The organism is Paracidovorax wautersii, assembly GCF_900113035.1.
Classification (GTDB): Bacteria; Pseudomonadota; Gammaproteobacteria; order Burkholderiales; family Burkholderiaceae_C; genus Paracidovorax; species Paracidovorax wautersii.
In genome coordinates, this window is the sequence record NZ_FONX01000007.1 from 111,741 (window position 1) to 126,238 (window position 14,498).

9 protein-coding genes are annotated in these 14,498 nt (G+C 70.0%); 7 read left to right on the forward strand and 2 right to left on the reverse strand.

All coding sequences use genetic code 11. The features are described from left to right. Window positions 1-14 precede the first annotated feature (14 nt). From BM070_RS12490 to BM070_RS12510, 5 genes are all read left to right on the forward strand, one after another. Window positions 15-1,796 (forward strand): methyl-accepting chemotaxis protein, encoded by a 1,782-nt coding sequence (locus BM070_RS12490; protein WP_092939827.1) that lies wholly within the window; start codon window positions 15-17, stop codon window positions 1,794-1,796. A gap of 266 nt (window positions 1,797-2,062) precedes the next feature. Beyond that, window positions 2,063-3,676: a methyl-accepting chemotaxis protein gene (locus BM070_RS12495; RefSeq protein WP_092939738.1), complete on the forward strand. Its 1,614-nt coding sequence runs from the start codon at window positions 2,063-2,065 to the stop codon at window positions 3,674-3,676. Window positions 3,677-4,357: 681 nt separating this feature from the next. Next, entirely contained in the window at window positions 4,358-4,648 is a 291-nt protein-coding gene (locus tag BM070_RS12500; RefSeq protein WP_092939739.1) for a hypothetical protein, read from the forward strand. Then, complete coding sequence (locus BM070_RS12505; protein WP_175518485.1) at window positions 4,645-6,174, forward strand: PepSY-associated TM helix domain-containing protein; 1,530 nt, start codon at window positions 4,645-4,647, stop codon at window positions 6,172-6,174. Before BM070_RS12500 ends, BM070_RS12505 begins: the two co-directional genes overlap by 4 nt. A gap of 231 nt (window positions 6,175-6,405) precedes the next feature. Then, on the forward strand, window positions 6,406-8,559 hold the full coding sequence (locus tag BM070_RS12510; protein ID WP_092939828.1) for a TonB-dependent receptor: 2,154 nt from the start codon (window positions 6,406-6,408) through the stop codon (window positions 8,557-8,559). A gap of 131 nt (window positions 8,560-8,690) precedes the next feature. Here the strand turns inward: BM070_RS12510 and pdxY are convergent, their stop codons facing one another. Both pdxY and BM070_RS12520 read right to left on the reverse strand, forming a co-directional pair. Continuing rightward, entirely contained in the window at window positions 8,691-9,596 is a 906-nt protein-coding gene (pdxY, locus tag BM070_RS12515) for a pyridoxal kinase PdxY (protein ID WP_092939741.1), read from the reverse strand. A gap of 36 nt (window positions 9,597-9,632) precedes the next feature. After that, the gene (locus BM070_RS12520; protein ID WP_092939742.1) at window positions 9,633-10,091 is read right to left on the reverse strand and encodes a RidA family protein; all 459 of its coding nucleotides are present in this window, start codon (window positions 10,089-10,091) and stop codon (window positions 9,633-9,635) included. Window positions 10,092-10,221: 130 nt separating this feature from the next. On the opposite strand from BM070_RS12520, the gene BM070_RS12525 reads away from it, so the two are divergent. Both BM070_RS12525 and BM070_RS12530 read left to right on the forward strand, forming a co-directional pair. After that, window positions 10,222-12,807: a DNA internalization-related competence protein ComEC/Rec2 gene (locus BM070_RS12525; protein WP_092939743.1), complete on the forward strand. Its 2,586-nt coding sequence runs from the start codon at window positions 10,222-10,224 to the stop codon at window positions 12,805-12,807. Window positions 12,808-12,952: 145 nt separating this feature from the next. Next, complete coding sequence (locus tag BM070_RS12530; RefSeq protein ID WP_092939744.1) at window positions 12,953-14,497, forward strand: circularly permuted type 2 ATP-grasp protein; 1,545 nt, start codon at window positions 12,953-12,955, stop codon at window positions 14,495-14,497. The last annotated feature ends 1 nt before the right edge of the window (window position 14,498 follow it).

Here is a 14,498-nt window from a genome sequence, read left to right on the forward strand (position 1 = left end):
CGGGAGCCCCCACCTTGAAAGACTTGAAAATCACGACCCGGCTTGCGCTGGGCTTTGCGCTCATCCTGCTCATCATGTTCCTCATGAACATGCGGGGCCTCTCCAGCATGGGCGTCATGGTGCGCTCCGTGAAGAGCGTTTCTTCCGAGTCGCTGGTCAAGGAGCGGCTCATCAGCGACTGGGCACGGACCATCCATGTGGCCGTGCAGCGCACCAAGGCGGTCGTGCTCAGCAACGACACGTCGCTGAACGACGCATTCGCGAAAGAGGCCGCAGCGTCGTCGCAGCAGTCTTCCGAGTTGCTCAAGCGCATCCAGGCGCTGCTGGAGACCGATCAGGAGAAGGCGCTGATGGCCGACATCCAGAAGGCGCGCACCGGCTACCTCGCGGCGCGCGATGCGATCTACAAGGCCAAGCGCGAAGGGCGCACGGACGAGGTGCAGAGCCTCTTCGCGCAGCAGTTCCAGCCGGAAACCCTGCGCTTCCTCGACGCGGTGCAGAAGCTGCTGGACGTGCAGCGCGCGGACATCGACAGCGCGCTGGGCGAGGTCGAAGTCGGCTACGGAGAGACGCGAGTGGCCGTGATCATCGCCACCCTGCTGGCCTTGGCGGTGGGCGGCGGCGTCGGCTGGTGGATCGCGCGCAGCATCACGCGCCCGCTGGGCGAGGCGGTGCGCGTGGCCCGCGCCGTGGCGGCGAACGACCTGACCAGCGAGATCGCCCCGGGTGGCCGCGACGAGCCCGGGCAGATGCTGCAGGCGCTGCGCCAGATGAACGACAACCTGCTCCAGGTCACCAGCCGCGTGCGCGAAGGCGCGGACCAGATCGCCGTCGCCGCGCGCGAGATCGATTCGGGCAACCAGGACCTCTCCGCCCGCACCGAGCGCCAGGCCAGCGCCCTGCAGCAGACGGCGGCCTCCATGGAGGAGCTGACCAGCGCCGTGCGCCAGAACGCCGACAGCGCGCGGCAGGCCACGCAGCTCGCCTCCCAGGCATCGCAGGTGGCGGGCGAGGGCGGCAAGGCGGTGGCCGAGGTGGTGCAGACCATGGGCGCCATCGATGCGTCTTCGCGCAAGATCGCCGACATCATCGGCGTGATCGACGGCATCGCCTTCCAGACCAACATCCTGGCGCTGAACGCGGCCGTGGAAGCGGCCCGCGCCGGCGAGCAGGGCCGGGGCTTCGCCGTGGTGGCGGGCGAAGTGCGCTCGCTGGCCCAGCGCAGCGCCGAGGCCGCCAAGGACATCAAGACGCTGATCGGCGACTCGGTGGCAAAGGTGGACCAGGGCTCGCAGCAGGTGGCGCAAGCCGGCCGCACCATGGAGACCGTGGTGGACAGCATCCGCCGCGTGGCCGACATCATGGGCGAGATCAGCGCCGCGACCGTCGAGCAGAGCTCCGGCATCGAGCAGGTGAGCCAGGCCGTCGGCCAGATGGACCAGGTGACGCAGCAGAACGCGGCGCTGGTCGAAGAAGCCGCGGCTGCGGCCAGTTCGCTCAAGTCGCAGGCGGCCATGCTGTCCGATCTGGTGGCGCTGTTCAAGTTGCGCGATGGCGGCCGGGCTGCGGCGTACCAGCCCCAGGCCGTGCCCGCTGCCGCGCCGGCGGCTGTTCCGGCCCCGGCGAGGTTCCCGTCGAAGGCGCCGGCCGTTGCGGCCAAGCCCGCAGCACGCCCTGCCGCCGCGCCGGCACTGCCGGGCCGCGCTGCAGCACCTGCAGCACCCAAGCCCGCTCCGGCACCGGCACCCAGCGCACGCAAGGCTGCGGGCGGCGATGACGACTGGGAAACCTTCTGAACTTCTTCCGACGGCGGGCTGACGAGCCCTGCGCGGTCGTCGGCAGTCTCTGACGCGGGGAGCAGGCGCCAAGACGCCGCGCTCCCCGCGCCTTCTTGCGGTGCTGCTCTCTCTCCCCTGGATCACGGTGGTGCCCGCCGCTGGTGTAACTACCGAGTAATCCGCACCGTGCTTCATGCACCATGGCTGCAGCCGCTCAACGCAGATGGCGGTCCTGGGAGGCCGTCAACAGGCTCCGCAACCAACGCAACAAGAGGCAGTCCGCTATGTCCCGATCTCTGGGTATCGTCCACAAGCTGTGGATCGCCGTCGCCACCCTGGTGGTGATGCTCTCCTTGGTATTCGGCGTGGCGGGAGCGCTGTATCAGCGCGAACAGGCGCGGACCGAGGCCGCGCGCGACCAGATGGCGCAGCGCACCCAGCTGGCGCTGAGCTGGGCGGGGCTGACGGAAACCAATGCAGCCCGCACCCTGGCGCTGGCGCTGACGGCGGAACCCGTGCTGGAGGCGCAGTTCAAGCCCTTGATCGCTGCGACGTCGGCCCGTATTTCCGAAGCCCAGAAAAAGCTCGCCGGCATGGAGCTTTCGGAGCAGGACAAGGCCCACATGGAGCGGATCGCCAAGGCACGCCAGGCCACGCTGGATCTGCGCGCCGAGGTCGGCCGGCTGTCGGCCGCCGGCATGAAGGACGACGCGCGGGCCGTGGTGCTGCAGCGCTATCAGCCGGCGGTGGCCGACTACCTGCAGCTGCTGCGCGATTTCGCGCAGATGCAGGCCGACGCTGCCGACGCGCTCCAGGCGCACTCGGCCGCGTCGCTGCGCCGCATCCTGCTGGGCGCGGCTGCGGGCCTCGCGCTGCTGCTGGTGGGCATCGTCGCTGGCGGCAGGCTGCTGATCCGGGGCATCCAGAAGCCGCTGGCCGAAGCCAATGCCGTGGCCGCACGCATCGCCAGCGGCGACCTGGCCTCGCCGGTGCCCGAAGGCGGGGGCGATGAGTTCGGCGAGCTCCTGCGCTCGCTCGGCCGGATGGCCGAAGCGCTCGACGGCGTGGTGCGGCAGGTGCGCCAGAGCACCGACAGCATCGCCATCGCCAGCGCGGAAATCGCCACGGGCAACCAGGACCTGTCGGCGCGCACCGAGCAGACCTCCAGCAGCCTGCAGGCCACCGCATCGGCGATGGACCAGTTCACCAGCACCCTGCAGCAGAGCGCGGGCAGCGCGCAGCAGGCCAGCGGGCTGGCGGCCAACGCCCGCAGCGTGGCCCAGCGCGGCGGCGACGTCGTCACGCAGGTGGTCGCCACCATGGATGACATCCACCAGAGCAGCCGCAAGATCGCCGACATCATCGGCGTGATCGACGGCATCGCCTTCCAGACCAACATCCTGGCGCTCAATGCCGCCGTGGAGGCGGCGCGCGCGGGCGAGCAGGGCCGGGGCTTCGCCGTGGTGGCCAGCGAGGTCCGCACGCTGGCGCAGCGCAGCGCCACGGCCGCACGGGAGATCAAGCAGTTGATCGGCACCTCGGTCGAGCGCGTGGAGGCCGGCAGCCAGCTGGTGCACGACGCGGGAACGACCATGCAGGAGATCGTGCGCTCGGTGCAGCACGTCAACGACATGATCGGCGAGATCACCGCCGCGGCCTCCGAGCAGAGCGCGGGCGTCGGCCAGGTGAACCAATCCGTGGGCCAGCTGGATCAGATGACGCAGCAGAACGCCGCGCTGGTGGAGGAAAGCGCCGCCGCGGCCCAGAGCCTGCGCGAGCAGGCCGAGCACCTGGCGCGCACGGTGTCGGTCTTCAAGCTGCGCTCCATGCCCGGACAGGCCGGCGTGGCCTTGCCCCCGCTGCCTGCGCAGGGCGCGCGCCGCAGGCTCGCGGCCTGAACGCGCTCTCTCGACCGACCGCTTCGGCGGCGAAGCGCTGCGAGGGCTCGGCGATCCGCCCGCCGGACACTGCACGGGCCACCAGCGCCTAGGGGCTGCCTCGGTCCCAGTTACGCGGAGGGCTCCGACCCTTGCAATGGCTGCTGCTTCCGCTTTGCGTCTGCGGGGCGCACGCCGGTGGCTGCCGCGCTGGCCCCCGCCTCGCCGAGCCGCCCGGTTGCCGCAACCCGCGCGGCACCGTCCACTGCCAAGGCCTCGGCGAGCACAGTGCCCGGGTGGCTCCCTGTCGCTGCATCGTGGTCGCCTGTGCGCAGGCGAGGGCAGCGCACGGGCCTGCTGCAGGCATGGCGATAGCCCGTCTCGATCGGACTCGCCAATTTGGCTAATGGTATTATTAGTAATAATTCTTATTCGTTTTTTGTCTATGTGGGTTGGGGTTTCACTGGCTGTGGTGGGCAGCTGGTTCTTTCTTGGTGCAACGCGGCGTTCTGAAAGTGCGCTCACAGGCTGGCCTGGCACGCTGTGTGGCGTGGCCGTTGCGGCACTTGCGGCTTGGCAGGTGCACGGCGCAGGGTTCGGCCTGGCGGTGGCTATCGCGGTGGTGTCGGCCGCGTCCATGCTCGCGCTGCCCTGTCTGAGCTACTGGCGTGCCCTCCGGCGCCGGCCAGCGAAGGGGGCGCGATGAGCCGCAAGGGGCGTGCGCCATCCGCTTCGCGCCATCTGCTGTTCAAGGGCTTGACGGGTTTCCTGCTGGGCTTTCCGCTGGCGCTTTGGCTCAGCTGGCTGCTCATGTACGGCGGCCTGCTGCCTGGCTTCGTGCCCGTGCGCGACCAAATCGCGATGTGGCTCGCGGTGCTGCTCTGGGCCTGCGCGCCCTGCGTCGCGTTCCTGGCGGCCAGCCGCGTGCAATGCGCCACGGTCTTCCTGCTGGCGAATGTCGCTGCGTTCGCCGCCTGGAGGGCGCTGCAATGAAGGCGCAAACGGTCAAGGACTATCTGGCGGTCCATACCTGGGTCGGCATTCTGTGCGGCCTGGTGCTCTACGTGGCGTTCTATGCGGGCGCCTTCTCGATGCTGCAAGCGGAGATCACCCGCTGGACGCAGCCGCCCGCTCCGGCTTCCCGCGCCGTCAGCGGCGATGCCGACCAGCTGGTCAAGGCCTTCTGGGATGCAGAGCCCCATGCCACGGGCCGGGTGCGGCTGATCTGGCCGGGCGTTGACAACGCACAGCCCGTGTTGGTGCATCTGGTGCGAGGCAAGGAGGCTGTCGCGTGGCAGCTCGGCATCGATGGCCAGCTGCACCGCATGGACGGGATGCCGCGCGAAGACAGCACCAGCGGCAAGTTCGTGGACTACCTGCATCGCAAGGGTGGCTTGCCGCTGCCCCTCGATGTGGCCGAGCCGATCATCGGCCTCGTCGCCCTGGCCTATGCGCTGGCGCTGGTATCGGGCGTGGTGGTGGTGCTGCCCTCGCTGGCCAAGGATCTGTTCCATCTCCGCCTGGGCGCCAACCTCAAGCGCATGTGGCTGGACGTTCACAACCTTCTCGGCGTGGCGAGCCTGCCGTTCCATCTGGTGATCGCCTTGAGTGCCGCCGTATTCGGCCTGCACGATGTGGTGTACATGGCGCAGGACCGGTTCATCTACCCAGCCGGGCTGGGCCCCACGGTGGCGCGCGACAGCGTTCCGCGCCCCACGGTGAACCGTGCGGACTGGCTGCCCCCCAGCGAGATCAAGCGCCGCGTGCAGCAGCAGGCGGCGGGCTTCCGGCCGCTGGCGCTGGACTACGTGATTCAGCCCCAGGGCACTTCGGCGTTCGTATCCGGCAGCGACGAGCGCCACTTCCAGCGCGCCTCGCGCTACGGCCTCGCCATCGTCGATCTGAGCAGCGGTGAGATCCATGACCGCAGCTATCTTCCCGGCGCCAGCGGCGCGGTGTCTACCGCGCTGCTCGGCAGCCTGTTCTCGCTGCACTTCGGCAGCTATGGCGGGGACACGGTGCGCGTGCTGTATCTGCTGCTGGGTTTTTCCGGCGCGCTGCTTTTCTACACCGGCAACTTGCTGTGGATCGAGACGCGGACGCAACGCGCGCGCGTGCCGCAAGAAGCCGCCGTGCGTGAACGGCCCCGCCACGTTCGCATCGTCTCCGCCCTCACGCTGGGCGTGTGCCTCGGGTGTGCCGCTGCGCTGCCCGCCACGCTGGTGCTCGCGCGCTGGCTGGGCCCGTGGCTGGTCGATCTGAATGGGTTGCACCAGGGCGCGTACTACGCGCTCTTCGGGGGCTGCATCGCCTGGGCCATCTGGCGCGGCACCGAGCGCGCGGCTCCGGGCCTGCTGTGGTGCGCCGCGTCGTGCAACGCACTGGTGCCGCTGGCCGTGGCGTTGCGCCCAGGCGCTGACGGCGCTCTGCTCGGCGCGACCTGCACGGCGCTGGCGCTCTTCTTCGCCTGGCAGGCCTGGAGGCTGCGGCCCTCGCCGCCAGGCGCCGCCCAGCGCTGAGATCCAAATACCGAGCCCGCTCCCGATTCCGGCCGATTTTCCCTTCCGGGCTGCATTCCCGGCAAAGGCAAAGGCGTAGGCGAGGGCACTCCGGCGATGCATCGGCAGGCCTTCCTGTCTGCCTGTCTGCCTGCGCGCTGCGACGCCGCCGTGCCTTTGCCTGTGCATGCGCAGGAAACCTGCGGCGCGGCTCTTCTCTACCGAATGTTCAACCAAGCGAAAGCACTATCCATGCATACCTCTACCCGACGCCGACTCCAGCTCACGCCGATCGCCCTGGCGCTGGCCGCTTTCGGCACCGGAACGCTCGCGCAGCCGGTTTCGGCGCACAAGGAAGAAGCCGCCTTGCCCACGACGACGGTGCGCAGCAATTACGAACGCGAAGACCTGCCGCAGCGAGCGCCCGGCCACAAGGCGGCCTCCGGGGCGCGCCTGGGCATCCTGGGTGCGACTTCCATCATGGATGCGCCGGTGCATGTCAATGCCTATACGCGTGAGCTGGCCGAGGACTGGTCGGCGCTGACGCTGCAGGACGTGCTCGAAAACGACTCCGCCGTCGTCTTCACGACCAACAAGAACCACATGCTGCAGAACTTCAACCTGCGCGGCCTGGACATCGGTGCCATCGACATCGCCACCAACGGCCTGTACGGCATCGCTCCGGCCAATGCGGTGCCGATCGAGCTGTTCGAGCGCGTCGAGGTGCTGCGCGGCCCGAACGTGCTGCTGTCCGGCATGCCCCCGGCATCCAGTGTGGCGGGTACGGTCAACATGGTGACCAAGCGTGCGCTGGCACAGCCCATCGCCGATCTGACGGTGACCTATGGGTCGCGCTCCTATTTCCAGGCCCATGCCGATCTGGGCAAGCGCTTCGGCGCGGACCAGCGCCTGGGCGTGCGATTCAATGGTGTCTATGGCGACGGCAAGATGGGCGCCAAGGACGAGAGCCAGAAGCGGCAGGTCGGTGCGCTGGCGCTGGACTATCTGGGCGATAGCGCACGCTTCTCGCTCGACCTCTACAGCAGCGTCAACCAAATCGACAATGGCAGTCCCGCCATGTTCAGTTTCCTGGGAAGCCCGGCCATTCGGGGTGTGGGCCGCCTGCTGCCCCCTCCGGACGGAGATGTCAACCTGTTCCGCGGCACCCATGGCAAGTACGACAACAGCGGTGTGCTGGCCCGTGCGGAGGTGGACTTCAGCCAGCGCTGGCAAGGCTATGCGGCCGTGGGGGGCTCCAGCTCCGAAGGCCGGGGCCTGATGTTCGGCACGCGCGCCATCGTCACCGGGGCGGACGGCGCCACGCGCGGCGCCGTCTACAACGTGGATACCCGCTCACAGCGCCGCACGGCCGAGGCCGGCGTGATCGGCAAGTTCGACACCGGCGGCATCAAGCACCGGCTGCAACTGTCGGCCAACATCCTGCGCATCATCGAGGGCACGAACAACACCCCTTGCTCCTACTGCAATCCCACCAATCTGTACGACCCGTCCACGCCGGTGTTCCCGCCGGCACCTCCGTGGACGGGCTACGGATCGGCCTGGGTCGCCACCAAGAATGACTTCCGTTCGCTGGCCATCGCAGACACCTTGGCTCTTGCGGGCGACACCGTACTGCTGACCGTCGGCGGCCGCCACCAGACGGTGAAGATGCCTTACTCCGGCTACGACGAAAGCCGTTTCTCGCCCATGGTCGCCGGCGTGGTGCGCCCCTGGGGAGACAAGATATCGCTGTTCGGCAACTACACCGAAGGACTGGAGCCGGGCGAGGTGGTCGGCGTGGGCTATGCCAACGAAGGGCAGGCCCTGGCACCCAAGATCACCAAGCAGGTCGAGCTGGGTGTGAAGCTGCAGGCCGGCGAGCTGACCCACACGATCAGTGCCTACCAGATCAAGCGGCCTTCATTCATCAGCGTCAACGGCGGTGGCGCACTGCCCACCCTGGCCAGCGACGGGGAACAGCGCCTGAACGGGCTGGAATGGAGCGCCTACGGCAACCTGACGCAGGCGCTCTCGCTGCTGGGCGGCGTCACCCACATCACCTCCGAGCAGCGGAGCACGGGCCGCGACACCTACGGGACGCCGGAGTGGCGCGCCCGCATCGGCCTGGACTGGCAGACCACGGTGCGGGGCCTGAAGGTCGGAGGCCGGGTGATCTACACCGGCTCGCAATGGTCCGACTCGGGCAACAAGCTGCGCCTGCCATCGTGGAACCGCTTCGACCTGAGCGCCAGCTACGCCATGAAGCTGGGCCAAAAGCCGGTGCGCTTCAATGCCAGCGTGGAAAACGTGACCGACAAGCGCTACTGGATCGGCACCTTCGGCGATGGCTTCGTCATGCCGGGCGCTCCGCGCACCTTCAAGTTGTCCGCCACGGTGTCGTTCTGAGCCCGGGCTGACGATCTCGCCGTGGATCGCGTCGGCATGCCATCGGCAGGAGCGCGGGCCCCGGCCGCTGGCATGGGCGCTGGCACGGGCGCTGGCCCAGGCAGGCCAGGAGCCTTCGCGTCCTGACGAGGTCAGGCCGGAGCGCCGTTCCAGGGCCGGGCCGGGAAGCGCTCTGCCGGCTCGGCGATCTGCTCGCGGCAGGCCACGAGCGGCAGGTCGCGCTGGCCGGGCACGGTGCGCGCCACCAGCGCGTAGAGGCTGCTCACGGCGCCCGAGACGGCATCGGGCGTGGCCGCGCCGCGCAGCAGGTGGCCCAGCAGCACGGCGGAGAAAACGTCGCCCATGCCGTTGGGCAGGGGCTGCAGGTCGATGAACGGCGTCTGCACCAGCCAGGCCGCGCCGGCCGTCACGGCCAGGGTGCCCAGCCGGTCTTCGGGCAGGTCGGGCGTGCGCAGGCTGGTGACCACGACCAGCGCCGGCCCGGTGCCGGGCGCCGTGCCCAGCAGGGTGCGCGCTGCGGCGATGGCCTCATCGACGGAGGCGAGCGGTGCACCGCCGTGCAGCAGCTCGAATTCGTATTGGTTGGGCGTGATGATGCTGGCCTGCGCCAGCGCGCGGCGGCGCAGGAATTCGGGAATGCCGGGCCGCACGAAGACGCCCCGGCCCACGTCGCCCATCACCGGATCGCACAGGTAGTGCAGGCCGGGGCGGGCGGCGCGGATCTCCTGCACGGCCGCGAGGATGGCCTCGCCCACGCCGGCATCGCCCAGGTAGCCCGAGAGCACGGCCTGGCAGCGCGCCAGCACGCCGCGCGCACGCAGGCCGTCCAGCACGTCGCCGATGTGCGCGGGCGTGAACACCTGGCCCTTGAACTCGCCGTAGCCCGTGTGGTTGGAGAACTGCACCGTGTGCACCGCCACCGGCTGCAGGCCCAGCAGCTGCAGCGGCAGCACCGCCGCGTCGTTGCCCACGTGCCCGTAGGCGACGTGCGACTGGATGGACAGCACCAGGGGCGGCTCGGCGGCGTGCAGGGTCATGGCGGGTGGCCAGGGGCTTGGGCGGTGGTCAGGCGCTCAGGAGAGTTCGGCGATCAGCTCGATCTCGACGCAGGCGCCCATGGGGATCTGCGCCACGCCGAAGGCGCTGCGGGCATGCACGCCCTTGTCGCCGAACACCTGGCCGAACAGCTCGCTGGCGCCGTTGGTGACCAGGTGCTGCTCGGTGAAGTCGCCGGTCGAGTTGACCAGGCTCATCACCTTGACGATGCGGGCGATGCGGTTGAGGTCGCCGCCGGTGGCCGCGTGCAGCGTGCCCAGCAGGTCGATGGCGACGGCGCGGGCCGCGGCCTTGCCTTCTTCGGTGCTGATGTTGCGGCCGAACTGCGCGGCCCAGGGCTTGCCGTCCTTGCGGGCGATGTGGCCGCTCAGGAACACCAGGTTGCCGGTCTGCACGTAGGGCACGTAGGCCGCGGCGGGCACGGACACCGGGGGCAGTTCGATCTGCAGTTCCTTGAGCTTTTCATAGACGTTCATGGCAATCCTTGCAATGGGTTGGGTGGTACGAAAAAGGACGGCACGCAGCACGCAGGAGTGCGTAGGCTGCGGCCAGGAACCGAAGTGTTACACAGCCGGAGCCCCCGCCCGCAGCCGCTAGGATGCCCGCATGCGGCCACCCGTGTCCCACCCGTCCGCCAGCGCAGCGCCGCCCCGGCCACAGGGGCGGGTGTGGCGCTTGCCGGCCATCCTGTGCGGGGGCGTGGCGGGCACGGCGGTGCAGCTGCAGCAGCCCGCGCTGTCGCCGGCCTGGGTCTATGGCGCCCTGATCGCACTGGCCGCAGTGATGCTGGCGTGCGCCGTGGCTGGTCGGGCGATGCGCGGGCACCGTGCCGGCCCAGGCCCTGCGGGTGGGCTGGCGAGACTCACGTGCCCGGCGCTGGCTTTTGGCGCAGGGGCGGCGCTGCTCTTCGGCCTGTGCGGCCTGCGTGCCACGGTCTTTCTGGCGCAGGCGCTGGACCCGGCCCTGGAGGGGCGCGACCTGCGCGTGACCGCCATGGTGGCTGCCATGCCGCAGGAGCGCGACAACGCCTTGCGCATGCGGCTGGAGGTCGAATCCGCGCAGCGGGACGGCCAGCCCGTGCGCCTGCCGCCGCTGATCGAGGTGGCCTGGTATTCGGGGCCGTTCTTTCTGCGCGACGGCGGCCCGGGGCAGGGCGCGGCGGCCATCGCCGAGCTGCAGAAGCCCCCGCCGCCCGAGGTGCGCCCCGGCGAGCGCTGGGAATTGACCGTGCGGCTGAAGGCCCCGCACGGCGCACGCAATCCGCACGGCTTCGACTACGAGCTCTACCTGTGGGAGCAGGGCGTGCAGGCCACCGGCTACGTGCGCGCCGGCCCGCGCGATGCGCCGCCGCGCCTGCTGGCCGCGACCTGGGTCCACCCGATCGAGCGGGCCCGCCAGCACGTGCGCGACGCCATCCTGGAGCGGCTGGCCGGGCGCAGCGGTGCGCCGGGCGATGAGGCCGCCTCCGCCGCCGACATCGCCCGCCAGCGCGCCGCCGGCGTGGTAGCCGCGCTGGTGACGGGCGACCAGCGCGCCATCGACCGCGCCGATTGGGACGTGTTCCGCGCCACCGGCGTGGCGCATCTCATGAGCATCTCGGGGCTGCACATCACCTTGTTCGCCTGGCTGGCCGCGCATGCGGTGGGCGCGGCCTGGCGCCGTTCGCGGCGGCTGTGCCTGGCCGTGCCCGCGCCCCGGGCGGCACTGGTCTGCGGCGTGCTGCTGGCGGCGGGCTATGCGCTCTTCAGCGGCTGGGGCGTGCCGGCGCAGCGCACCATCTGCATGCTGGCCGTGGTGGCGCTGCTGCGCCTGTCGGGCCGGCGCTGGCCGTGGCCGCAGGTGTGGCTGCTGGCCTGCGCGGCGGTGCTGCTGGCCGATCCGTGGGCGCTGCTGCAGGCGGGCTTCTGGCTGAGCTTCATCGCGGTCGCCGTGCTGTTTGCTAGCAATCCGATAGCGCAAGGTGCAGGTGGAAAGGGCGCTGCAGGCCGATTCGCCGCGATGCTGCGCGAGCAGTGGGTGGTCACGCTGGCGCTCACGCCGCTCAGCCTGATGCTGTTCGGGCAGGTGTCGCTGGTCGGGCTGCTGGCCAATCTGGTGGCCATTCCGTGGACCACGCTGGTGGTCACGCCGCTGGCCCTGGGCGGCGTGCTCTGGCCGCCGCTCTGGGATGCGGCCGCGTGGAGCGTGCAGCCGCTCTCGGCCGGGCTGCAGTGGCTCGCGGGCTGGCCCTGGGCGCAGCTGTCGCTGGCGGTGGCGCCGCTCTGGGCGGGCGTGGCGGCGGTGGTGGGCGGCACGCTGCTGGCGCTGCGCCTGCCCGTGCCGGTGCGCCTGCTGGGCCTGCCGCTCTTGCTGCCGGCGCTCTGGTGGCAGCCGCCGCGCCCCGCGCCGGGCCAGTTCGAGCTGCTGGCCGCCGACGTGGGCCAGGGCCAGACGGTGCTGGTGCGCACCGCGCGCCATGCGCTGCTCTACGACGCCGGCCCGCGCTACCACCAGGACAGCGATGCCGGCGACCGCGTGCTGGTGCCGCTGCTGCGAGCCAGCGGCGAGCGGCTGGACCGCGTGGTGCTGAGCCACCGCGATGTGGACCACACGGGCGGCGCGGCGGCGGTGCTGGCCCAGCAGCCCGGAGCCGACGTGCTCGGCTCCATCGAGCCGGGCCATCCGCTGCAGCAGCTGCGCCCCGTCGTGCCCTGCCGGGCGGGCGACGGCTGGGAATGGGACGGCGTGCGCTTTTCCGTTCTGCATCCGCCCGCGGGCGGCGACCTGGCCGCGGGCAAGCCCAACATCCACAGCTGCGCCCTGCGCATCGAGGCCACGGCGGGCACGGCGGCCTTGCTGGTGGGCGACATCGAACGCGCGCAGGAGGCCGCGCTCATCGCGCGCGGCGCGCCGCTGCATGCCGATGTGCTGCTGGTGCCGCATCACGGCAGCCGCACGTCGTCCAGCCCGGCCTTCCTGGAGGCCGTGGCGCCCCGCACTGCGCTGGTGCAGGCCGGCTACCGCAACCGGTTCGGCCACCCGGCGCCCGACGTGGCCCGGCGCTACCTCGACCGCGGCATCGATCTCGTGCGATCCGACCGCTGCGGGGCCATCGGCTGGACGTCCGAAACACCGGAGCAGGTGCGTTGCGAACGCGCGGCGCAGCGGCACTATTGGCAGCATGTGCCGATAGCGCCTGACGATTCATCCTGACTCCCCGACGGTTTTGCGGCGTGCGTTCATCGCACAGTCATCAGGTCGGCCTGCTCTCCTACAGAACGCTGTATCAAATCTGTCGGCGATGTTCCCAAGTGTGGGCCCGCAACTTGCTATGCTGACTACAGGAGGCACCGCTTTTATGCAGAAGTTCGACGAGATGTATGCGTCGCTGCCGTTTCAGGGCAGCGACGTTCGAGACCATTACAAGCGCTACGGGCAATGGTTGGGTAAGCAGTCAGAAGAAGCGATGCAAGCGCGCCGCGCCGAGGCGGAGATGATCTTCCGCCGTGTCGGCATCACCTTCGCGGTGTATGGCGCCAAGGACGAGGACGGCGCGGGTACCGAGCGGTTGATTCCGTTCGATCTGATCCCGCGCATCATCCCCTCGCACGAGTGGTCCCGCATGCAGCAGGGCCTGGTGCAGCGCGTGACCGCGCTCAACCGTTTCATCCACGACGTCTATCACGGCCAGGACATCATCCGCGCCGGCATCGTGCCCTCCGACCTGATCCTGCGCAACGCGCAGTTCCGGCCCGAGATGGTGAACGTCGATGTGCCGCGCGACCTCTACGCGCACATCGCCGGCATCGACATCGTGCGGGCGCCCGACGCCAGCGGCGACGGCGTCTATTACGTGCTCGAAGACAACCTGCGCGTGCCCTCGGGCGTGTCGTACATGCTCGAGAACCGCAAGATGATGATGCGGCTCTTCCCCGAGCTCTTCTCGCTGCACAAGGTCGCACCCGTCGCGCACTACCCCGACCTGCTGCTCGACACGCTGCGCGCCAGCGCCCCGGCCGGCGCCGCCAACCCGACGGTCGCGGTGCTCACGCCCGGCATGTACAACAGCGCCTACTTCGAACACGCCTTCCTGGCCCAGCAGATGGGCGTGGAACTGGTCGAAGGCCAGGACCTGGTGGTCAAGGACAACTTCGTCTATATGCGCACCACGCGCGGCCTGCAGCGGGTGGACGTGATCTACCGCCGCGTGGACGACGATTTCCTCGACCCGCAGGTGTTCCGCCCCACCTCCACGCTCGGCTGCGCGGGCCTGATGAGCGCCTACCGCGCCGGCAACGTCGCCATCTGCAACGCGGTGGGCACGGGCATCGCCGACGACAAGTCGGTCTATCCGTACGTGCCCGAGATGATCCGCTTCTACCTGGGCGAAGAACCCATCCTGGCCAACGTGCCCACCTGGATGTGCCGCAAGGAGGACGACCTGAAGTACGTGCTGGACCACCTGCACGAACTGGTGGTCAAAGAAGTCCACGGCGCCGGCGGCTACGGCATGCTGATCGGCCCGGCCGCCAGCAAGGCCGAGATCGAGGAATTCCGCGCCGCGCTGCTCGCCAATCCGTCGGGCTACATCGCGCAGCCCACGCTGTCGCTCTCCAGCTGCCCGACCTACGTCGAATCCGGCATCGCGCCGCGCCACATCGACCTGCGCCCCTTCGTGCTCTCGGGCCAGAAGGTGCAGATGGCCGCCGGCGGCCTCACGCGCGTGGCGCTGAAGGAAGGCTCGCTGGTCGTCAACTCGTCGCAAGGCGGTGGCACCAAGGACACCTGGGTCCTGGGCGAAGACAACGCCGCCCCGCCCGTGCCCTGGCCCGCACCCACGCAAACCCTCGGCGGCATGACCCAGACCCTGGGCAGCGTGACGCCCCCCCTGGGAGGACTCTGAG

Bases quoted from the DNA above. Each gene is read 5' to 3' on its own strand.
- BM070_RS12495 (WP_092939738.1), top strand. From the start codon at position 2,063: ATGTCCCGATCTCTGGGTATCGTCCACAAGCTGTGGATCGCCGTCGCC.
- BM070_RS12500 (WP_092939739.1), top strand. From the start codon at position 4,358: ATGAGCCGCAAGGGGCGTGCGCCATCCGCTTCGCGCCATCTGCTGTTC.
- BM070_RS12505 (WP_175518485.1), top strand. From the start codon at position 4,645: ATGAAGGCGCAAACGGTCAAGGACTATCTGGCGGTCCATACCTGGGTC.
- BM070_RS12510 (WP_092939828.1), top strand. From the start codon at position 6,406: ATGCATACCTCTACCCGACGCCGACTCCAGCTCACGCCGATCGCCCTG.
- pdxY (WP_092939741.1), bottom strand. From the start codon at position 9,596: ATGACCCTGCACGCCGCCGAGCCGCCCCTGGTGCTGTCCATCCAGTCG.
- BM070_RS12520 (WP_092939742.1), bottom strand. From the start codon at position 10,091: ATGAACGTCTATGAAAAGCTCAAGGAACTGCAGATCGAACTGCCCCCG.
- BM070_RS12525 (WP_092939743.1), top strand. From the start codon at position 10,222: ATGCGGCCACCCGTGTCCCACCCGTCCGCCAGCGCAGCGCCGCCCCGG.
- BM070_RS12530 (WP_092939744.1), top strand. From the start codon at position 12,953: ATGCAGAAGTTCGACGAGATGTATGCGTCGCTGCCGTTTCAGGGCAGC.